This window comes from Embleya sp. NPDC020630, from assembly GCF_044334985.1.
Classification (GTDB): Bacteria; Actinomycetota; Actinomycetes; order Streptomycetales; family Streptomycetaceae; genus Embleya.
In genome coordinates, this window is the sequence record NZ_JBIRUB010000007.1 from 251,495 (window position 1) to 271,001 (window position 19,507).

19 protein-coding genes are annotated in these 19,507 nt (G+C 73.1%); 10 read left to right on the top strand and 9 right to left on the bottom strand.

Annotation, left to right across the window (positions count from 1 at the left end):
* Nucleotides 1–154: 154 nt before the first annotated feature.
* The 4 genes from ACH4XV_RS25010 (at nucleotide 155) to ACH4XV_RS25025 (ending at nucleotide 3,745) form a co-directional block, all read left to right on the top strand.
* A complete protein-coding gene (locus ACH4XV_RS25010) occupies nucleotides 155–772 on the top strand; it encodes an HIT family protein (RefSeq protein WP_395793388.1) in 618 nt (205 codons plus the stop codon).
* A 116-nt stretch (nucleotides 773–888) separates the two neighbouring features.
* A complete protein-coding gene (locus ACH4XV_RS25015) occupies nucleotides 889–1,899 on the top strand; it encodes an aminoglycoside phosphotransferase family protein (protein ID WP_395793390.1) in 1,011 nt (336 codons plus the stop codon).
* Between the two features lie 179 nt (nucleotides 1,900–2,078).
* Nucleotides 2,079–2,753, top strand: coding sequence for a TetR/AcrR family transcriptional regulator (locus ACH4XV_RS25020; RefSeq protein WP_395793392.1), 675 nt, complete (start codon nucleotides 2,079–2,081; stop codon nucleotides 2,751–2,753).
* Between the two features lie 131 nt (nucleotides 2,754–2,884).
* Nucleotides 2,885–3,745, top strand: a complete 861-nt coding sequence (locus tag ACH4XV_RS25025; protein ID WP_395793394.1) for an alpha/beta fold hydrolase — start codon at nucleotides 2,885–2,887, stop codon at nucleotides 3,743–3,745.
* 25 nt (nucleotides 3,746–3,770) lie between these two features.
* Here ACH4XV_RS25025 and ACH4XV_RS25030 read toward each other — a convergent pair whose 3' ends face one another.
* Nucleotides 3,771–4,763, bottom strand: a complete 993-nt coding sequence (locus tag ACH4XV_RS25030; protein WP_395793396.1) for a helix-turn-helix domain-containing protein — start codon at nucleotides 4,761–4,763, stop codon at nucleotides 3,771–3,773.
* 137 nt (nucleotides 4,764–4,900) lie between these two features.
* Here ACH4XV_RS25030 and ACH4XV_RS25035 point away from each other — a divergent pair, with 137 nt between their 5' ends.
* Complete coding sequence (locus ACH4XV_RS25035; protein ID WP_395793398.1) at nucleotides 4,901–5,821, top strand: NADP-dependent oxidoreductase; 921 nt, start codon at nucleotides 4,901–4,903, stop codon at nucleotides 5,819–5,821.
* Nucleotides 5,822–5,874: 53 nt separating this feature from the next.
* Here the strand turns inward: ACH4XV_RS25035 and ACH4XV_RS25040 are convergent, their stop codons facing one another.
* The gene (locus tag ACH4XV_RS25040) at nucleotides 5,875–6,573 is read right to left on the bottom strand and encodes a hypothetical protein (protein ID WP_395793400.1); all 699 of its coding nucleotides are present in this window, start codon (nucleotides 6,571–6,573) and stop codon (nucleotides 5,875–5,877) included.
* A gap of 151 nt (nucleotides 6,574–6,724) precedes the next feature.
* Here ACH4XV_RS25040 and ACH4XV_RS25045 point away from each other — a divergent pair, with 151 nt between their 5' ends.
* Both ACH4XV_RS25045 and ACH4XV_RS25050 read left to right on the top strand, forming a co-directional pair.
* A complete protein-coding gene (locus ACH4XV_RS25045) occupies nucleotides 6,725–7,300 on the top strand; it encodes a TetR/AcrR family transcriptional regulator (RefSeq protein ID WP_395793402.1) in 576 nt (191 codons plus the stop codon).
* Between the two features lie 187 nt (nucleotides 7,301–7,487).
* A complete protein-coding gene (locus tag ACH4XV_RS25050; protein ID WP_395793404.1) occupies nucleotides 7,488–7,928 on the top strand; it encodes an NUDIX domain-containing protein in 441 nt (146 codons plus the stop codon).
* A gap of 24 nt (nucleotides 7,929–7,952) precedes the next feature.
* Here the strand turns inward: ACH4XV_RS25050 and ACH4XV_RS25055 are convergent, their stop codons facing one another.
* The gene (locus tag ACH4XV_RS25055) at nucleotides 7,953–8,651 is read right to left on the bottom strand and encodes a response regulator (protein WP_395793406.1); all 699 of its coding nucleotides are present in this window, start codon (nucleotides 8,649–8,651) and stop codon (nucleotides 7,953–7,955) included.
* Nucleotides 8,648–9,802 carry a sensor histidine kinase gene (locus tag ACH4XV_RS25060; protein ID WP_395793408.1) on the bottom strand — a complete coding sequence of 385 codons (1,155 nt, stop codon included), beginning with the start codon at nucleotides 9,800–9,802 and terminating at the stop codon, nucleotides 8,648–8,650. The genes ACH4XV_RS25055 and ACH4XV_RS25060 overlap by 4 nt, the downstream gene beginning before the upstream one ends.
* 209 nt (nucleotides 9,803–10,011) lie before the next feature.
* On the opposite strand from ACH4XV_RS25060, the gene ACH4XV_RS25065 reads away from it, so the two are divergent.
* Nucleotides 10,012–12,561 (top strand): ABC transporter permease, encoded by a 2,550-nt coding sequence (locus ACH4XV_RS25065; RefSeq protein ID WP_395793410.1) that lies wholly within the window; start codon nucleotides 10,012–10,014, stop codon nucleotides 12,559–12,561.
* 159 nt (nucleotides 12,562–12,720) lie between these two features.
* Here the strand turns inward: ACH4XV_RS25065 and ACH4XV_RS25070 are convergent, their stop codons facing one another.
* A complete protein-coding gene (locus ACH4XV_RS25070) occupies nucleotides 12,721–13,401 on the bottom strand; it encodes a response regulator (protein ID WP_395793412.1) in 681 nt (226 codons plus the stop codon).
* Complete coding sequence (locus ACH4XV_RS25075) at nucleotides 13,398–14,621, bottom strand: sensor histidine kinase (RefSeq protein WP_395793414.1); 1,224 nt, start codon at nucleotides 14,619–14,621, stop codon at nucleotides 13,398–13,400. Before ACH4XV_RS25075 ends, ACH4XV_RS25070 begins: the two co-directional genes overlap by 4 nt.
* A 198-nt stretch (nucleotides 14,622–14,819) precedes the next feature.
* Between ACH4XV_RS25075 and ACH4XV_RS25080 the strand changes: the two genes are divergently transcribed.
* The gene (locus tag ACH4XV_RS25080) at nucleotides 14,820–15,749 is read left to right on the top strand and encodes an ABC transporter ATP-binding protein (protein WP_395793416.1); all 930 of its coding nucleotides are present in this window, start codon (nucleotides 14,820–14,822) and stop codon (nucleotides 15,747–15,749) included.
* Nucleotides 15,746–16,528 (top strand): ABC transporter permease subunit, encoded by a 783-nt coding sequence (locus tag ACH4XV_RS25085; RefSeq protein WP_395793418.1) that lies wholly within the window; start codon nucleotides 15,746–15,748, stop codon nucleotides 16,526–16,528. The genes ACH4XV_RS25080 and ACH4XV_RS25085 overlap by 4 nt, the downstream gene beginning before the upstream one ends.
* A 317-nt stretch (nucleotides 16,529–16,845) precedes the next feature.
* Here ACH4XV_RS25085 and ACH4XV_RS25090 read toward each other — a convergent pair whose 3' ends face one another.
* From ACH4XV_RS25090 to ACH4XV_RS25100, 3 genes are read right to left on the bottom strand one after another with little or no spacing between them, the layout of a single operon-like run.
* On the bottom strand, nucleotides 16,846–17,631 hold the full coding sequence (locus ACH4XV_RS25090) for an ABC transporter permease (RefSeq protein WP_395793420.1): 786 nt from the start codon (nucleotides 17,629–17,631) through the stop codon (nucleotides 16,846–16,848).
* Nucleotides 17,628–18,632 (bottom strand): ATP-binding cassette domain-containing protein, encoded by a 1,005-nt coding sequence (locus tag ACH4XV_RS25095; RefSeq protein WP_395793422.1) that lies wholly within the window; start codon nucleotides 18,630–18,632, stop codon nucleotides 17,628–17,630. Before ACH4XV_RS25095 ends, ACH4XV_RS25090 begins: the two co-directional genes overlap by 4 nt.
* Before the next feature lie 34 nt (nucleotides 18,633–18,666).
* Complete coding sequence (locus ACH4XV_RS25100) at nucleotides 18,667–19,503, bottom strand: DUF4097 family beta strand repeat-containing protein (protein ID WP_395793424.1); 837 nt, start codon at nucleotides 19,501–19,503, stop codon at nucleotides 18,667–18,669.
* Between the last annotated feature and the right edge of the window lie 4 nt (nucleotides 19,504–19,507).

The window sequence follows — 19,507 nt, forward strand, 5'->3', positions numbered from 1 at the left end:
CGCGAATCCGTCCCGAGGGTGCTGCGGGCCGGTCACAGCCGGGGCGGGGGCGTGACATCGTTTCGACGCTTTTCGTTGATTCAACCGAACGTTTGCAGCAGCAAGCGGGCTCTCGCCCCCGTTCGTGTTGGAGGCCGTCGTGTGTGGTTCCCAGGTGCCCGGACCCCGCCCGCTCGAAGCGTCCACCTGGCCCGAACGGTACGCGGAGCCGCACCCGGACGCGCCCTGCGCGATGTGCGAAAAGGACTTCACCGCGCCCGACATCGGCTGGGGCCTGCTGCTCAAGCGCGGCGTCTACGGCAATGCCTACCTGTGGCGTTCGGGGCGGGTACGCGGGTACATCGTCGTGGTGTGGACCGGCGGCCACGTCGCACGCCTGACCGACCTGACCGCACGTCAGCTCGCCGGGTTCATGACCGAGGTGACCGCGGCGGGGCGGGCGATCGAGGCGCACTATCGACCGGTGCCCGGGCTGAACGTGTCCCTCCTCGAGAACGACATCCCGCACCTGCACGCACATCTGATTCCGCGTCACCCCACCGCCCCGAGCCCCGGCCGCACACCCGCCTTCGCCCACCTCGACCGGGGTCGGCAGGACGAGGCCCACATCCAGGCGGACGCGGCGGCGTTGCGGGCCCTGCTGGCCTCTACGGGGGCGCCGGAGGCGGTGGCGGGGGACTCGCTCCTGCCGTCGGGCCGGGGCGGGGGCGCAGGCGGTTCGCGGGACGCGGGTCCGGTGGGGGAGGAGGGCTCGGAGGAGGTCGGTATGTGAGGCGATCGCCGGGTGGGCACGCGGGTTCGTCACCGGCCTCGCGGTTGTCCGCCCGGGGTGTGGCGAGGGTGGGATAACCCGTGGGTGGCCCCGGTCCCGGCTGGGATGATCGGGGGATGTCCGCAGCTGCCTCCGCGTCCGTGCCGCCGCCGTCCACGACGCCCGGGACGCCTGCCGGGCCGCCCGGGATGCCCGTGCCGACGGAGCGGGGGGTGCGGTGCCTCGTCGACGCGGTGTTGGGTCGGGACGCGGGGCGGGTCGTGCGGCCGATCGACGAGGGTGGGGAGCACTCCTCGTGGTGGGTCGGGGCGGATCATGTTCTGCGGTTGGCCCGGGACGCCGATACGTCCGCCCGGCAGCGTCGCGAGATCGCGCTGCGCGACCTGCTGCGTCCCGTGGTCGGCGTCGCGCTGCCCGCGAGCGTGGCCGCCGGCGAGTGGGCGGACGGGCTCGCCTATTCCCTCGACACCCGCATCCCCGGCACCTCCGCCGAACTGCGTCGGGTCTCGCGGCGGGGCGAGGTCGCCCTGGCGCGGATGTTGGCCGGTCTGGCCCGGGTCGCCGAGGCGGACGCGGTCGGCGTCGGCCTGCCCGTGGTCGCGCCTCGGTCGATGGCCCAACTGCGCGAACCGGCCGAGGCGGCGGCGCAACGGCTCACCGCCGACGGCGAGTTCGACGGGGCGCCGCTGCGTGGCCCGAGCGCGGAACCCGTGTCGAGCGTCGTCGTGCACGGCGATCTCAAGGGCGAGCACCTGATGGTCGGCGGCGGCGGTCGGGTGCGCGGGGTGCTGGACTGGACGGACGCGGTGGTCCGCGATCCCGCCGAGGACATCGCCGGGCCGGCCATCGCGGTGGGCGCCGCGGCCGCCGTGCGGGTGGCCGCGGCAGCCGGCTACGGCCCCTCGTCGTGGGCCCGGGGGCTCGCGCTCGCCCGCCACGACACGCTGATCCGCCTCGCGGACCGCCTGTACGGCACGGACGACAGCCCCATCCCCCTGCTGCGCGCGCAACGGGACCGCGCCTGGCAACCCTCCGCCCTCGACCGCATCCCCGATCCGCCGGCCCCGGACGCGGACCGGACGGCGGCCCGATGGCCATGGCCGACGGTCGCCCGTCGGCCCCGCTGACGCCCGCGGAGCACCGGGTCTGGGGTGAGGGTGTCGCGGGATGGGCGGGTGCCGTGGTGGGCCGGCCGGCGCCGGGGACGGCACTAATGTCGACCGGTGCATGTAGCGCGTACCGCGCCGTGTGTCCGATGCCCTCCTCGGGTGCGGACAGCGGATATTGGACCATGGGAGTTGCCGACGTGAACCCCTCCGCACCTGAGCCGGTCGAGCCGGTCGAGTCTGTCGAGCAGGTCGAGCCCGCCGCCGAGGCATCCTCCGCCGGGGGTTATCGGCGATCCGTCGGGTCGCCGCGGGGGGAGGCTCGGCGGCGGGAGTTGCTCGATCGGGTCACCGCGGATCTGGCGGCCAATGGGCTCGTGGACTTTTCGCTGCGCCGGGCCGCGCGGGCGGCCGATACCACGCACAAGGTGCTGCTCTATCACTTCGACGGGGCCGACGACCTGCTGCGGCAGGGCATCCTGCAACTGCGCGATCGGCGGATCGATCGTTCCGTCGCCGCCGGGCGGCCCGGTTCCGAGCGGCTGCCACTGGCCGAGTGGGTGCGGGTGGTGTGGCCGATTCTGGTCGGTGACGAGGCGCGGGTGCTCGACCAGGCGATCGGGCTGGCGATGTACGACCCCGATCGCTACGCCGACCTCGGCCGCGGGGCGTCCCGGCAGTATCTGCCCACGCTGCTGGCCATCTGCCCCGAACACTGGTCCGAGCAGCGCAAGTTCGAGGTCGCCGAGATGATTCTCGCGGTGCTCCGGGGGTTTTTGGTGGATGCGCGGACCAGTGGCGACACGGCGGGCGTCGCCGCCGGGTTCGAGGCGCTGATTCGGGCGCTGGAGCGGGAGGAGGCCGCCGGAGAGTGACGGCACGCCGGCGTCTCGGGGCTTCCCGTGGCTTCCCGTGGCTTCCCGTGGACAGTTTGCGAACCACGTGGTTCACTTTTTGAGGGTGAACGGCGAACGGTGCGCGCTGGGTGCTGCCGGAGGGGGAGACCATGGCCCACAAGGAAGTTCGGCTGTCGGTAGGCACGATCGGGTACGAGGACACCGGCGGCGACGGTCCCACGGTCGTGCTGCTGCACGGGTTCCTGATGGACTCGTCGTTGTGGGACGAGGTGATCGCCACGCTGTCCGTCGACCACCGCTGCGTGGCGCCCACTCTGCCGCTCGGCGCGCACCGGCATGCGATGTCCGCCGAGGCCGACCTGTCGTTGCCCAAAGTGGCCGCGCTGGTGGGAGAGTTCCTGGACACGCTCGACCTGAGCGAGGTCACCCTGGTCGGCGTCGACACCGGTGGCGCGCTCGTGCAACTGCTGATCGCCGGTGGAAACACGGCCCGGGTGGGGCGGGTCGTGCTCGCCTCGTGTGATGCCTTCGACAACTTTCCGCCCGGGCTCACCGGCCGGACCCTCGTGCGCGCCGGCAAACTCCCGCCGCGCCTGTTCGGGCTCTTCATGCAGCAGATGCGGCTGCGTCCGGTACGCCGACTCCCGCTCGCCTTCGGGTGGTTGACCAAGCGCGGCGACGCCGCCACCGCCCGCTGGGCGGCGCCGATCCTGTCCCGACCCGAGATCCGTCGCGACGCGGTGCGTATGCTGCGCGCGGCCGGCGCGGACACCGACCTCCTGCTCGCGGCGGCGGAGCGCCTGCCCGACTTCGATCGTCCGGCCCTGGTGGTCTGGGCGAGCGCCGACCGGGTCATGCCCCCGGACCACGGCCGCCGCCTCGCCGAACTCCTGCCCGGGGGACGGCTGGTCGAGATCGACGACAGCTACACCCTCATCCCCCTCGACCGTCCTGCGGAACTGGCCCGAGTCGTTCGAGAGTTCACCCTCGCGACCGATCCGGCCCGGTAGCCGCCGGTGCCGGAGCCGGTCCGCGCTACCGGCGGCCCGCCGCCGACTCCCCGTCGGCCCGCCGTCGATGGAAGGTCCGGCGATACGCGTCGGGCGGCACGCCCACCGTGCGGTTGAAGTGGCGGCGCAGGGTGGCCGCGGTGCCCATGCCGGTGGCCTCGGCGACGGCGTCCACACTGTCGTCGGTGGTCTCCAGCAACTCCTGGGCCCGGTGGATGCGTTGGGTCAGCAGCCACTGCAACGGGGTGGTGCCCGTCACCGACCGGAAGTGCCGCCCCAGGTGGCGTGAGCTCATGTTGGCTCGGCGGGCCAGGTCCTCCACCGTCAAGGGCTGGTCCAGCCGGCCGGCCGCCCAGCCGAGCAGTTCGCCGAGCGGGTGGTCGGGCTGTTCGGGTACCGGGGTGGCGACGAACTGGGCCTGGCCGCCGGGTCGGTGGGGTGCCACCACCAGTCGGCGGGCGATCGCGTTGGCGACCGCCGAGCCGTGGTCGAGGCGAATCATGTGCAGGCTCAGATCCATCGCGGCGGCCTTGCCGGCCGAGGTGAGCACGCTGCCGTTGTCGACGTACAGCACGTCCGGGTCCACCTCGACCTCGGGATAGCGCTCGGCCAGGGCCTCGGTGTGGGCCCAGTGGGTGGTGGCGCGCCGCCCGTCGAGCAGCCCCGCGGCGGCCAGGACGAAGGCGCCCGTGCAGAGCGAGGCCACCCGCGCGCCGGCCTCGTGGGCCGCGCGTACCGCGTCGACCAGGTCCGCCGGCGGGTCGGTGTCCACGTCGGCCCAGCCGGGGACGATCACCGTGTCGGCACCGGCGAGCCGGTCGAGGCCGCCGTCGGGTTCGAGCAGGAAACGCCCGTCGACCCGCACCGGGCCGGCCCCGCAGACGACGACGTCGTACCAGTGCTCGACGCAGGCCGAGGCCGAGGCCGCGGCCGGTGCCGGTGACCCGAAGACCTCGTGGGCCAGGGCCAGTTCGAAATGCAGGATGCCGTCGGCGACGGCTATCGCGACTGTGCTCACGTCCGGAAGTGTACGCATCATGTCGTTCCGGACGATCGCCCGGCCGGTCGGGTACTCGACACGATGTCCGGGTCGATCAGGCGGACCGGGGCGACCGGCGCGATCGGGCGGCCCCGCTACACCGAGAGAGAAGTGACATGCGCGCCATCAGTCAGGACGTTCTGGGCGACCCGGCGGTATTGCGGGAGGTGGAGTTGGAGCGGCCGGTGCCCGGCCCGAGCGAGGTGCTGGTCCGGGTGTGTGCGGCGGGGGTGAATCCGACCGACTGGATCCACCGGGCCACCGGCCTGATCCTGGGCCGGCCGCCGTTCGTGCTCGGCTGGGAGGTGTCGGGCGTGGTCGAGACGGTGGGTCTGGGCGTGGCCATCCACCGACCGGGCGACGAGGTGTTCGGCATGCTGAAATACCCGTACGGGAACGGGGCGCACGCCGAATACGCGGTCGCCGCGGCCCGCCACCTGGTGCGCAAGCCCGCGAACCTCGACCACGTCCGCGCCGCCGCACTGCCGCTGTGTGCGACCACCGCGTGGCAGGCCCTGGTTGATGTCGGTGAACTGCGGGCCGGGCAGCGAGTGTTGATCCATGCCGCCGCCGGCGGGGTCGGCCACCTGGCGGTACAGATCGCCAAGGCGCGCGGCGCGTACGTCATCGGCACGGCGAGCGGGCCCAAGCACGACTTCGTCCGGGCGCTCGGCGCGGACGAGGTGATCGACTACACCACGACCGACTTCGCCGAGGTGGTGCGGGACGTGGACGTGGTGCTGGACGGCGTCGGCGGCGAGTACGGGCCGCGCTCGTTGCCGACGCTGCGTCCGGGCGGCGTCCTGGTTGCGATCGTCAACCACGTGCGGGACCTGGACGTCGGGCGATATCGGGTCCGGGCCGCGGAGATGCTGGTCGAGGCCGATCACGCGGCCATGCGGGAGATCGCGGCGCTGGTCGAGGCGGGCCGCCTGTGCCCCGAACTGGACTCGGTGTTCCCCCTGTCGGCCGCCGCCGAGGCGCACGCGCGCGGCGAATCGGGCCGGGTGGCCGGGAAGATCGTGCTGACCCTCTGATCCTCCGCCCCTTCGACCCGGTGCGCGTGGCCTCCGGCCTCCGTGGCGGGGGGTTACGGTCGCGGCTCGCTGTACCAGCGCCACGAGGTGCGGCGGGGGTGGCCGGGCAGGTCGCCTCGGCCGGTGGCCCACAGGAGGGTGGGCCAGGGGTCGGTGTCCTGCGGGACGTCCGGGAAGATCCGGGCGATCACGCGTGCGCACAGGTCGGCGGGCGGGGTCCAGCGCAGGCCCAGGCCGTTGGCCAGGTCATACGTGTGCACCACGGTCTCCACGATCCCCATCGCCGCGAAGCCCTCGGGGTCCGCGTCGCCGAAGCCGTGGTGGGCGCGCACGCTCGACGGCGTGGTCCGCACCATGGACACCAACAGGGCGCCGCTCACCTCCAGGACCTGCAACAGCCCGCCGGGGCCGGCCGTACGGTCCGCGTGGATCGCGTTCGCCGGGCCGCCCGGGCGGCGGCTCTCCCAGACGAAGGGCACGTTGGCGGTCAACGGCGGGGTGCGCAGGCCCAGTTGGGCGGCATACGCGAAGAGGTCGTCGTTCAGGTGCTCCACCGTCTCCCAGCAGGTCCACTCCAGCGAACCGGCCCGGTCGTCCCAGGCGGTCGCCGGCACCTCGCGGAGCGCGGCCACCGCGAGCCGGACGGCCAGATCCAGGTCGTCCGCGGTCACGGGCCCGAGCGAGGCGGGCGAGGGCGGCGACGCCGCTTCGGGCGTGGGGTCGGAGGCGGCGGCTCGCGGCGAATCATGCATGGCAGGACCGTACCGCCCACCGCCCACCGCCCACCGCCCACCGCCCACCGCCCACCGCCCACGCGCTCCCACCGGCCACGCGCTCCCACTGCGGATATGTGCGGCGCTGTAGTCTCCATGCAGGTGTAGTACTACAGATGGAGTGGTCTTTATGGTGCGCAGGAATGACGAGCGGAGGGCGGCGCTGGTCGATGCCGCCATCGAGGTGCTGGCCAAGGAGGGGGCCCGGGGGCTTACCTTCCGGGCGGTCGACGTCGAGGCGCGGGTGCCCACCGGTACCGCCTCCAACTACTTCACGAGCCGCGACGACCTGCTCACCCAGGCCGGTGCCCGGGTCTACGAGCGACTACAGCCCGGCGAGGAGATCATCGCGCGACACCGCGCGAGCACACCGGACCGGGAGACGTACACCGTGTTGATGCGCGAGGTCGTCGACCGCGTCAGCGCCTTTCGCACCGGCTACCTCGCGCTGCTCGAACTGCGCCTTGAGGCCACCCGGCGGCCGGAGTTGCGCACGGTGCTGACCGAGCGGGTCCGGGCCGACGTGGCGGCCAACGTGAGCTACCACGAGCAATCCGGCCTCCCCGGCGACGCCACCGCGGTTCGCCTCCTGTACCTGGCGTTCAACTGGCTCATCGTCGAACAGCTCACCCTGCCGGACGTGTTCTCCCCGGCCGAACGCGACAGCCTCGTCGCGGCGGCGGTCGAACGCATCGTGGGAGCGTGAGGGCGACGCCCAACCCCGGTGGTTCGGGCGTGACGCCGTCCCGCACCGGTCGTTGGTCCGGGCACAGGTGCGTGTCGGAGCGCGGGTCGCCCCCGCCGGTCCGCCACGCGCCGGCGCCGTCGCGCGCCCGGGGCGATCGCCCGCAGGCGCCCGGAAGCACTCGGATCGACCATGGGGAGACCGACACGTGAGCGACCACCGCCACAACGCCATCGCCTACGCCGCCATCATCCTCGAACGCGCCGACGGGGCGGTGTTGTTCATGGAGCGCAAGGACACCGGCTTCGCCGACGGCCTGCTCGCGCTCCCGGGCGGCCTGGTCGACCCCGGCGAACTCCTCATCGAGGCGTGCGCCCGGGAGACCAGGGAGGAGATCGCCACCTACGTGGCCACGGCCGACCTGCGCACGGCCTACGTCTCGCAGGTGCTCGGCGACACCGGCGCACCGGTGATCGGCTGGTACTTCCACACCGCCGCCTGGACCGGCGACCCCACCAACGCCGAACCCGACCAGTGCGCCCGCCTGGCCTGGCTCGACCCCACCGACCTCCCGCCGGACGTGGAACCCACCGACGCCACGGCGGTGACCGCCTGGCACACCAAGGCCCACCCGACCGCCTGGGCCTGAGCGCCGCCGCCTCCCGGCGTCCGCCTACCGCTCGGCGGCGCGGGCGGACGCACCGGGACCGACCAGGCCGGACTCGTAGGCGGCGATCACCAGTTGGGCCCGGTCGCGGGCGCCCAGTTTCATCAGCAGGCGACCCACGTGGGTCTTCACCGTGGACGCGCTCACATGCAGGTACTCGGTGATCTCCGGGTTGGACAGCCCGCGACCGATCAGGGCCAGCACCTCGCGCTCGCGGTCGGTCAGGCCCGCGTCCCGGCCGGAGTTCGGCCGCTGTCGCGGCTCGGGACGGGCCGCGAACTCGGCGATCAGTCGGCGCGTGACGCTCGGCGCGATCAGCGCGTCGCCCGCCGCGACGATCCGGATGGCGGTGAGGAGTTCGGCCGGCGGCGTCTCCTTCAGCAGGAAGCCGCTCGCGCCCGCGCGCAGCGCCGCGTACACGTACTCGTCGAGGTCGAACGTGGTCAGGATGAGCACGCGGGTATCGCTCGTGTCGGGCGAGGCGGTGATCCGCCGGGTGGCCTCCAGACCGTCCATGCCCGGCATCCGGATGTCCATCAGGACCACGTCCGGCCGGGCGGCGCGGACCAGTTCGAGGGCATGGGCGCCGTCGGCGGCCTCGCCGACCGCGGCCAGATCCGGCGCGGCGTCGATCAACAGGTGCAACGCCCCCCGCAGCAGCGCCTGATCGTCGGCGACCAGCACCCGGATCGGCTCCCCCGTCACGGCGCACCCTCCTCGATCGGCAACCGGGCGCCCACCCGAAACCCGGCCCCGTCCGCCCTCGGCCCCGCGTCGAACTCGCCGCCGTAGGCCGCCACCCGCTCACGCATCCCGATCAGCCCGTGCCCCGGCACCGCCGCCGGACCGCCACGTCCCGAGTCCACGACGTCGAGCGCGATCTCCCGCTCGGTGTAGCGCAGTTCGACCGAGCAGCGATCGACCCCCGCATGCCTGATCACGTTGGTCAACGCCTCCTGGACGATGCGGTACGCGGCCAGCTCGATGCCCGCCGGCAGGTCCCGGCGCTCACCGAGCACCGTGAAATCGACGCTCAGCCCGGCCGCCGCCGCGTCCCGGACGAGCGTATCGAGCGCGGCCAACGTCGGCGCGGGCGCCAACTCCGGGTCCTGCGGCGTGCCGTCCGCATCACGCAACATGCCGAGCAGCCGGCGCATGTCGCGCAGCGCGGTCCGCCCGGTCGCCTCGATCGAGCCCAGCGCCCGGATCGCCTCCTCCGGCCGCTCGGCGCCCACGTAGTGCGCCACGCCCGCCTGCACGGTGATCAGGCTCATGCTGTGCGCGACCACGTCGTGCAGTTCGCGGGCGATCCGCAAACGCTCCTCGGCCGCCTGCTCCCCGGCCCGCCGTTCCGCCTCCTCCCGCCCCTGCCGCTCGGCCTGGCGGCGCAGCGCCCGCGCGTACTCTCGCCGCGAGCGGGCGCTCGTCCCCAGCGTCCAGGCCAGGATCGACGGATACAGCGGGATCGGCGCCGCCACGAACCCCACCGTGACCGCGACCGTACCCAGACCCCACACGGCCGGCCGGTTCCGGGCGGTGAGCGCCGCCGTGTACAGGGTGAGCGCGGTCGCGAAGCCGACCGCCGCCTTCAACCCGAGCCCGCGCAGACATGCCTCCGCCACCAGCGCCCCGGCGAGCGCGGTGATCGGGTACACGCGGCGCACCGCGACGGCGCCGGCGATGACCAGCATCAGCAGCGCGATCACGATCCAGGTCACCGAGCCGAGCCGGCCCTCGGCGTCCGGCCGCAGCGTGACAAGCGAACTCGCCACCACACACGCGACGAGCACGTCGATGACCAGCCAGTGCACGGGGCGCAGCCGCTGGGTCAGCGGCGGGCGCGGTTCGTCGACCACGTTCGGACCCTAGCCACGCGACGCGCGCACCCGCATCGGCCCACGGGGCCGGTCCGGCGATCCCCCCACGGGTGGATCACGGCCGGTCGACCCGGGCTCGGGCCGACCCCGGTACCGCGCCGGAAAACGCCTCTCGGCCCGACGACCGGCGGGGGCCGCGTACGCGAACTTGGGCGACGTCCACCGCTCCGCTTCGAAAGGCAGTCCCCGTGTTGAAGGCTTCGTTGCGCGGATTCCTCGCGCACAAGGGTCGAATGGTGTTGTCCGCGGTGGCGATCACCCTCTCGGTCGCGTTCGTCACCGGCACGCTGATGTTCGTCGACACGGTCTCCGCCGTGTTCGCCGACCTGGCCCGGTCGACCTCGGCCGATGTGACCGTCACGCCCCGGACCGAGGTCAAGGCGATCCGGCTGGTCCGCGCGGGGCGCACGCCGACCGTGCCGGCGGCGCTGGTGGAGCGGGCTCGCGGCGTCGAGGGCGTGGCCGCCGTGCACGGCGACGTGGTGGTCCGGGACGTGCCCGTCGTCGACGGGGAGGGGGATCGGGTCGGGGTGGTCTCGGATCCGGAGACGGCGGTCGCCGGGTGGTGTGCGTGTGCCCACGCGCCGGTACGACTGACCTCGGGCCACGAACCGCGCGGCCCGAACGAGGCGGTCCTGGACGCCGAGTCGGCGCGGGTGAGTCGGATCCGGCTGGGTGACCGGCTGCGGCTGAGCCCGTCGACGGGCACGTTCGAGGTCACCGTGGTCGGCATCGCCGGCTATCGGGTGCGGGCCACGGGCGACACTCTCGTCTTCGTCGACCCGGCGACCGCCGCCGCCCGACTCCTGGGCAGGCCGGACGTGGTCACGGCGGTCTCCGTCACGGCGGCGCCGGGCGTACCGGACACGGTGCTGCGCGATCGTGTCGCCGCCGCACTCGACGCCGAGGGCGCCGGCTCGCCCGCGCTCGACATCCGCACCCGCGCCCAAACCGGCGCCGCCGCCGTCGGGGAACTCGGCGGCGCGCTGGACGTGGTCCGCTACGGCCTGCTCGGCTTCGCGCTGATGACCATGGCGATCGGGATGTTCCTGATCTTCAACACCTTCTCCATGCTCGTCGCCCAACGCACCCGCGAAATCGGCCTGTTGCGCGCACTCGGCGCCTCCCGCGCGGACGTGCGCCGATCGGTGCTCACCGAGGCGGCGGTGCTCGGCCTGCTCGGCTCGACCCTCGGCCTTGGCACCGGCTACGCGTTGGCCACCGGACTGACCGCACTGCTCGGCGCGGTCGGTGTGCAGTCCTCGGGCATCGACCTGGTCTTCGCGCCGACCACCCCCGTGGTCGGCTACGCCGTCGGCACCCTCGCCACGGTCCTCGCCGCATACCGCCCCGCACGTCGCGCGAGTCGGGTGGCGCCGATGGCCGCCCTGCGCGCCGTGGACGCGCCGCAGGGACCGCCGCGTCGGCGCGCCGCCCTCCGCGGTGGCGTCGTCCTCGCGCTCGGGGCCGCCGCGGTGGCCGCCGGCAATCTCGCCCTGCTCGCGCTCGGCGGCGTGCTGACGCTGTTCGGGGTCGTGCTGCTCGGCCCGATCCTCGCCCGCCGATTGATCCCGACGCTCTGCGCCCCGTACATCCGCCCTTTCGGTGCCGTGGGCCGGCTCGGCCGGGACAACGCGCTGCGCAACCCGCGCCGGACCGGGGCCACCGCCGGCGCACTGATGATCGGAGTCGCGCTGGTCGCCGCGGTCGGCGTGGCCGTCTCCTCGATGACCGCGTCGTTCGACGCCACCTTCGACCGCACCTTTCGCGCCGACCTGGTGCTCTCCGGCAAGCCGGCACTGTCCGCGCGGACCGCGACCGACGCGCGGGCCGTACCAGGTGTGGCGAGCACGGTGCGCACCCGGCGGGTGGACGCGCGGATCACCGCCCACGAGCACACCGATCGGCTCGAACTCGACGGCGCCGATCCGGGGGTCGGCGCCCTGCTCGGCCACACCTACGGCCGCGGCACCGAGGCGGCCGGATTGGCGCCCGGCGCGATCGTGCTCGACGCGCGCTACGCCCGGCGCCGGGGTCTGGCGGTCGGCGACCCGGTCGTGGTGCGGGCCGTGGCCGGCGAGACCCGCACGTTGCGGGTCGGCGGGCTGCGCACGGATCGGCCGGCGGGCACGGGCGGCGACGTGAACCCGATGGTCGGCCTGGACACCCTGGCCGAGTTGGCGCCCGACGTGCGGGACGAGACGGTCTACCTGGCCGCGACACCCGGTACCGATACGACCGTGCTGCGCGCGGCGGTGCGGGCGGCGACCTCGGCCGAGCCGGGCGTGGCGGTGCGTACCCGGGCCGACTACCGGGAGAGCCGCAAGGCTGCCCTGGGCACGATGGTGGCCCTGGCGTACGGGCTGCTGTCGCTGACCATCGTGATCGCGGTCCTGGGCGTGGTGAACACCCTCGTGTTGTCCGTGGTCGAACGCACGCGGGAGATCGCGATGTTGCGCGCCCTGGGCCTGACCCGCAGGCAGGTGCGCCGGATGATCCGCCTCGAATCGGTGACCATCGCGCTGTACGGCGCGACCCTGGGCCTGGCGCTCGGTCTCGGCTGGGGCCTCGGCGTGACACGTTGGATGGCCCACGACGGCAGCGTGACGGTGGTCGCCGTGCCCTGGCCGACGATCGCCGCGGTGATCGCCGGCGCAACCCTCGCGGGCCTGGCCGCGGCAACCCTCCCGGCCCGACGCGCGGCCCGCCTGGACATCCCCGCGGCGATCGCGGATTAGCGCGTGTCTTCAGACCCCCGCCGAGCTCCACGACGCCCGGCACCGCACCTCGCCGCCCCGGAGAAACAGGCGAATAGAACCACCATGCACCTGCTTCTCCGGCACGCCGATGCACCGCACCGGACGCCGCGGAGCCCGACGGGGGCCTGAAGACACGCGCTAGCTCGGGCCAAGCCCCGCGCGGAAGGCGGTGATCACCAGTTGTACGCGGTCGCGGGCGGCGAGCTTGGTGAGCAGGTGGCCCACGTGGGTCTTGGTGGTGCCCTCGGTGATGTGCAGGCGGCGGGCGATCTCGGGGTTGGTGTGGCCCTCGGCGATCAGGACCAGGACCTCGTGTTCGCGCGCGGTGATCCCGGGCAGCGTCGTGGGCCGGGCCGGCTCGACGCTCCCGCTCGGGTCCGGGCGACCGGCGAACTCGGCGATCAGGCGCCGGGTCACACTCGGCGCGAGCAGCGCCTCGCCGGCGGCGACCACCCGGATCGCGGCCAACAGGTCCTCCGGCGCGGTGTCCTTGAGCAGGAACCCGCTCGCGCCGCCGCGCAGCGCCTCGTAGATGTGCTCGTCGAGGTCGAACATGGTCAGGATCAGCACCCGCACGCCCGGCACCCCCGCCGGACCGCCGGCGCCGGTGATCAGCCGGGTGGCCTCCAGGCCGTCCATGCCCGGCATCCGGATGTCCATCAGCACCACGTCCGGCCGCTCCCGCCGGGCGAGTTCGACCGCGGCCGTCCCGGTGCCCGCCTCGCCGACCACGGTGAAGCCCGGTGCCACATCGACGATCCCGCGAAACCCCGCGCGCACCAGCGCCTGATCGTCGGCGATCAGGACCCGGACGCTCATGCGACACGCTCGCGCAGCGGCAACACCGCGGTCACCCGGAAGCCGCGCCCCGGCAGCGGACCGGCGGTGAACTCCCCGTCGTACAGCCCGACCCGCTCGCGCATCCCGGCCAGCCCGTGTCCGTACGGGAGTTCGTCCGGCCATCCGGGCCCCGGCCCGACGCCGTCGTCGGTGACCTCGATCGCCAGCGCGTTTCCGCGATAGTCCACGGTGACCGTTGCGTTCGCGGTGCGCGCGTGTCGGGCGATGTTGGTCAGCGCCTCCTGGACGATCCGGTACGCGGACAACTCCACGCCGGGCGGCAACGCGCGCGGTTCGCCGAGCACGGCCGATTCCACCCGCAGACCCGCCTGGGCGCTGCGGTCGAGCAGCGCGGGCAGATCGGCCAACCCCGGCGCGGGCAGCCGGTCGGCCGGGCCGTCCGCGCGCAACACCCCGAGTAGGCCGCGCATTTCGCGGATCGTCTCGCCGCTGATCCGCCGGATCGCCGCCAACGCCTCCCGGGCCTGTTCCGGCCGTCGGTCGAGCACGAAACCGCCGTATCCTGCCTGCACGTTGACCACCCCCAGGCTGTGCGCGATCACGTCGTGCAACTCCCGCGCCAGCCGCAGCCGTTCCTCGGCGAACTCGGATCGGGCCAGTTCCGCGTGATGCTCGCGCAGCGCGGCGGCGTACGCGCGCTGCCGGCCGACCGCGTAGCCCACCGCGCCCGCGATGCCGACGAACAGCGGCGTCAACCAGGCGTTGCGCCGCAGGTCGTCGGAACCGAACAACCACGGCACCGCGCCCAGCAGACCGAGCGCGAGCACGCCGATCGCCGCGCGTGGCGGATAGGTCACCGTCGCGCTGTAGACCACCGCCATCGAGACCAGCACCACGAACGGCCCGCCCACGTACAGCGCGATCGTGGTCTTGCCGGCCGCGGCCACCACGACCGCCCAGGTCGCGACCACCACCGCCGTCGCGAGCGCGGGCCGGAACCGGCGCAGTACCAGCGCGCCGGCCAGTACGCCGACACCGACCAGGGCGACGCACAGCTGAATCCGGTTCGGCTCCGGGTAGCCGCGTCCGTGCGGGTCGTGGTGGTGGTAGGCGTCCAGCACGCGCAGTACCGCGATCGACGCCCCGACCAGGGCCACGAGCACGTCGAGCGCGACCCGGTGCTCGGCGCGCAGCCGCTTGGTCAATGGACGCGACGGCTCCGATCCCATGCCTGTCATGCCTTCGAGGGTGGCACGCCGGCCGCCGACGCCCATCGCCCGGCAGACCTATGACCACGGTCGTAGTCGAACCCCGATCCCGGCCGCGCACTCCCGCCACGGTCCGATGACCGCCCTCCGGCGACCCGACACGGTGGAGGACGTATCGCCGGCGGCACCGGGACGGGCCGGCCGGCCGACGCGGATCCGGGAGACGAGATGATCGAAGTGCGCGGCCTCACCAAGAGATACGGCGCACGCGTGGCCGTGGACGATGTCACCTTCACCGTCGAACCGGGACGGGTGACCGGCTTCCTCGGCCCGAACGGGGCGGGCAAGTCCACCATCATGCGGATGATCCTGGGCCTGGCCGCGCCCACCGCGGGTCATGCGCTGGTGGACGGGCGGCCCTACCGTGCGTTCGACCGGCCGCTGCGCCGGGTCGGGGCGCTGCTGGACGCGGACGCGGTGCCGGCCGGGCGCAGCGCGTACCACCACCTGGCGAGCATCGCCGCGAGCAACGACATCGCACGCGGCCGGGTGCACGAGGTGCTGGACGTGGTCGGGCTGCGCGCCGCCGCCCGGCGTCGGGCGGGCGGGTTCTCGCTGGGCATGCGACAGCGGCTGGGCATCGCGGTGGCGCTGCTCGGCGACCCGCCGGTGTTGTTGCTGGACGAGCCGGTGAACGGGCTCGACCCGGACGGGATCCGGTGGATCCGCACACTGATGCGGGAGCTGGCGGCCGAGGGGCGCACGGTGTTCGTGGCCGGCCACCTGATGAGCGAGATGGCGCTGACCGCCGACCATGTGATCGTGCTGGGCCGGGGGCGGGTGATCGTGGACACCGAGATGGCCGAGTTCGTGCGCGACGGGGCGCGGGGGGATGTGCTGGTGCGGTCCCCGGACGGGGCGCGGTTGGCGGCGTTGCTGACGGCGCGCGGCGCGACGGTGACGGTCGAGCCGGACGGGGCGCTCGCGGTCGAGGGGTTGGCGTACTCGCGGATCGGCGAACTGGCCGCGGGGGACGGCCTGGTGATTCACGAACTGGCGGCCCGGCAAGGGTCGTTGGAGGAGGCGTACCTGCGGATCACCGAGCCGGAAGCGGTGCACCGGGCGGGCGACGGGGTGCGGAACGGGGCGGGCGCGTGAGTCGGGTCATGGTTCCGCGCGGGGTGTTGGCGGCCGAGTGGATCAAGCTGCGCACGCTGCGGTCGACGTATTTCACCGTGCTGGTGTCCGCCGTCGCGGCGCTCGGCCTCGGCGCGTTCGACCTGGGCAACCTGGTCGCGGACTGGGACGGGATGTCGGCGGAGCGGCGGGCCGCGTTCGATCCGGTCCGGTTCGGATTCAGCGGCGGCTACTACGTGGTGGTGCTCGCGGTGGGCACGCTCGGGGTGTTGACGGCGAGTTCGGAGTATGGGTCGGGGCTGATCCGGACCACGTTCACCGCGGTGCCGAGGCGGCGGCGGGTGTTCGCGGCCAAGGTCGTGGTCGTCGGCGCGGCCACGCTCGTCCTGGGGGAGGTGATCGCCTTCGCCACCTACTTCGTGGGGCAGGCGATCCTGGCGGACAAGGACCTGGAGGTGGGGCTCGGCGCGCCGCACGTGTTGCGGGCGGTGCTCGCGACGGGTGCGTTCGTGACGGTGTTGGCGCTGATCGGGCTGGCACTCGGGGTGGTCGTCCGGCATACGGCGGGGGCGATCGCGGCGCTGTTCGGGCTGTTCTTCGTGGCGCCGATGGTCACCGGGGCAGCGGGGGACCGGGTGCGGAACGGCACTTTGCAACAGGCGTTCCAGGCGTTGAGCAGTACGACCGGGGCGGATGCCGCCGGGCGGCCGTCCACGGTGACGGCGGTCGTGGTGTGCCTGGTGTGGGTCGGCGTCGCGGTGGCGGTGGCGGCGTGGGTGATCGAGCGGCGGGACGTGTGAGGGTGGGTTCGTCGGCCCGGGCGGGTTCGGTGGCTGCGTTCGCTGCGTCGGCCGCGTCGACCTCGGGGTGACATGCGCGTGGCCGTCCGACCGGGGGTTCCGGGTTGGACGGCCAAGTGCGGCGCGTGGGGCTGTGGCTGCCGGGGAGCGGGCTTTGTGCGCCGGGGGTTACCGTGCAGCCGGCCGTGCGAGCTTCCATGCAACTCACCGTGCGGATCACCGTGCGGATTACCGTGCAGGTCACCATGCGCTTTGCCATGCAGCTCGCCATGCAAGTACCAGGTCAGAGGCCCTTTTGATGCGCCTCAGCAAGGCCCTTAGCGAGCCTTGTTGAACACCCTGTGCGCCCATACATAGCCGACCAGGGTGGCGCCGAGGCACCAGGCCAGGGCGATGATCGCGTTGTTGCCGATCTCGGTGCCGAGGAGCAGGCCCCGGAGGGTTTCGATGATCGGGGTGAACGGCTGGTACTCGGCGAACCAGCGCAACCCGGTGGGCATCGAATCCGTCGGGACGATCGCGCTGCCGAGGAACGGCAGGAACGTCATCGGCATCGGGATGTTGCTGGCGGTCTCCACGTTCTTGGCGACCAGACCGATACCGGCCGAGATCCAGGTCAGGGCCAGCGTCAACAGCGTGAGCAGGCCCGTCGCGGCGAGCCATTCGAGCGCCGTGGCGTTCGGCCGGAAGCCGACGGCGAGGGCGGTGCCGATCACCAGGGCCAGGCTGACCAGGGTCTGGATCACGCTGCCGACGACGTGTCCCGTCAGGAACGCCGCCCGGGAGACGGACATCGTGCGGAACCGGTTGACGATGCCCTCGGTCATGTCGACGCAGACCGAGATCGCCGTGGCCAGGGCCCCGGAGGTGGCCGCCATCAGGATGATGCCGGGGGCCACGTAGTCGATGTACTTCGTGTCGCCGGTGGGGGAGTCGGCGATCCCGGCGCCGATGGCGTTGCCGAAGGCGTAGTTGAACAGCAGCAGCATGACGATCGGCATCGCGACCACGGAGACGGTCACCGAGGGATAGCGCAGTGCGTGTCGCAGGTTGCGGCGCAACATGGTCGCCGAATCGGTGACCGCGTAGGACAGGGTGCTCATCGCGGGTTTTCCTTCCGGGAGTCCGGAACGCGGTCGCCCTGCGGCCGGCCGGTGAGGGTGAGGAAGACGTCGTCCAGGTCGGGGGTGTGCACGGTCAGTTCCTCGGCGGGGATCGACGCCGAGTCGAGCGCGTCGATGATGGTGCGCAGGGCGGGGATGCCGGGGTCGCACGGAATGTCCAGGGTGAGCGCGTCGTCGTTGCGGCTGGTGGCCCGGAAGAGGTCGGCGGCGGCGTCGAGCCGGTGGGCGTCGGCGAAACGGAGCCGGATGTGCGCGCCGGGGATGCGCCGCTTGAGCTCGTCGGCGGTGCCCTCGGCGATCAACGTGCCGTGGTCCAGGACCGCGATCCGGTCGGCGAGTTCGTCGGCCTCGTCCAGGTACTGCGTGGTGAGCAGGATGGTGACGCCGCGGTCGGTGACCAGGTCGCGGATGATTCCCCACATGATTCGTCGGCTGCGCGGATCGAGGCCGGTGGTCGGCTCGTCGAGGAAGATCACCCGGGGGTCGCCGACGAGGGTCATCGCGAGGTCGAGCTTGCGTCGCATGCCTCCGGAGAAGGTGGCCACCGGGGTGTGCGCGTCCTCGGTGAGGTCGAAGCGGGCGAGCAGGTCGTCGGCCCGACGGCGGCCCTCGCGCCGGCCGAGGTGCTGCAGATCCGCCATCAGGATCAGGTTCTCCCGGGCGGTGAGCAGGTTGTCCACGGCGGCGAACTGGCCGGTGACGCCGATGGATCGGCGTACTCCGTCGGCTGCGCCGGTCAGATCGTGTCCGGCGATCTCGGCCCGGCCGGAATCCGCCGTGATCAGGGTGGACAGGATCTGTACGGTCGTGGTCTTGCCCGCGCCGTTGGGTCCGAGCAGGGCGAAGACGGTGCCCTCGGGGATGTGCAGGTCGATGCCGTCCAGCACCTTCTTGTCGCCGTAGGACTTGGTCAGGCCGGTGGCGCTGATCGCGAGGGTCCGGGTCCGGGTGCGGTTGCGGGTGGTGGTGGTCGTGGTCATGGCGATCGTGTCCCTTGGGTCGTGGCTCGTCGATTCAGGCGCGGCGGATCACGATGTGGCCCATGGAGGTGCGGGCGTGCACCTCGACGGTCTGCTCGGTGGCGTCGGGCCCCTGGGCGGCGTCGAGGGAGTTGCGTACGCTGCCCATCTGGGTCCGTACGTCGAGCCAGGCCGCGGTGGACTCGCGAATGCCGACCTCCAGGTCGCCGGAGCCGGACTGGAGGTCCACTCGGCCGCGGGCGACCTCGTCGAGGCGGATCGTGCCGTGGGCGCACTTGGCGTCGACGTCGGAGTGCGCGATGCCCACGGTGATCCGGCCGTTGGCCGAGCCGACCTGCAGGCGGCCGGCGACCTCGCGGATCGTGGTGTCGCCGTTGGCGTTCCTGAGCGTCGCGGTGCCGCCGACGGTCCCGATCTCGATCCGGCCGGCGGCGCTCACCTCGGCGTCGCCGACGACGTGGTCCGCGTGGATGGCGCCGTGGTCGGTGTGGGCGTCCAGGGTCGCGGCCGAGTCGACCCGGAGGGTGCCGACCGAGGTCCTGAGCCGGCAGTCGCCGAGCGGCCCGGTGCAGGTGAAGTCGGCCAGCGGCGTGGTGCCGTGCAGGTCGGAGCCGGCCGGCAACTCGACGACGATGTCCACCGAGCCGGACTTGGCGAACGGTGAGCGCTTCCTGGGCCCCTTCACCAGCAGCCTGCCGTCGGTGCAGGTGACGGTGGTCTCTTTCGCCGTGCGTACGTCGAGCTCGTCCCGGTCGTTGACGGGCCGGACCTCGACGAGCGTGTCGGTGCGCTTGCTCGCGGTGATCCGGACCATGCCGATGTCGAACTCGAGGGTGGCGGTGATGGGTTCGGGCGTGGCGAAAGTAGGCATGGCG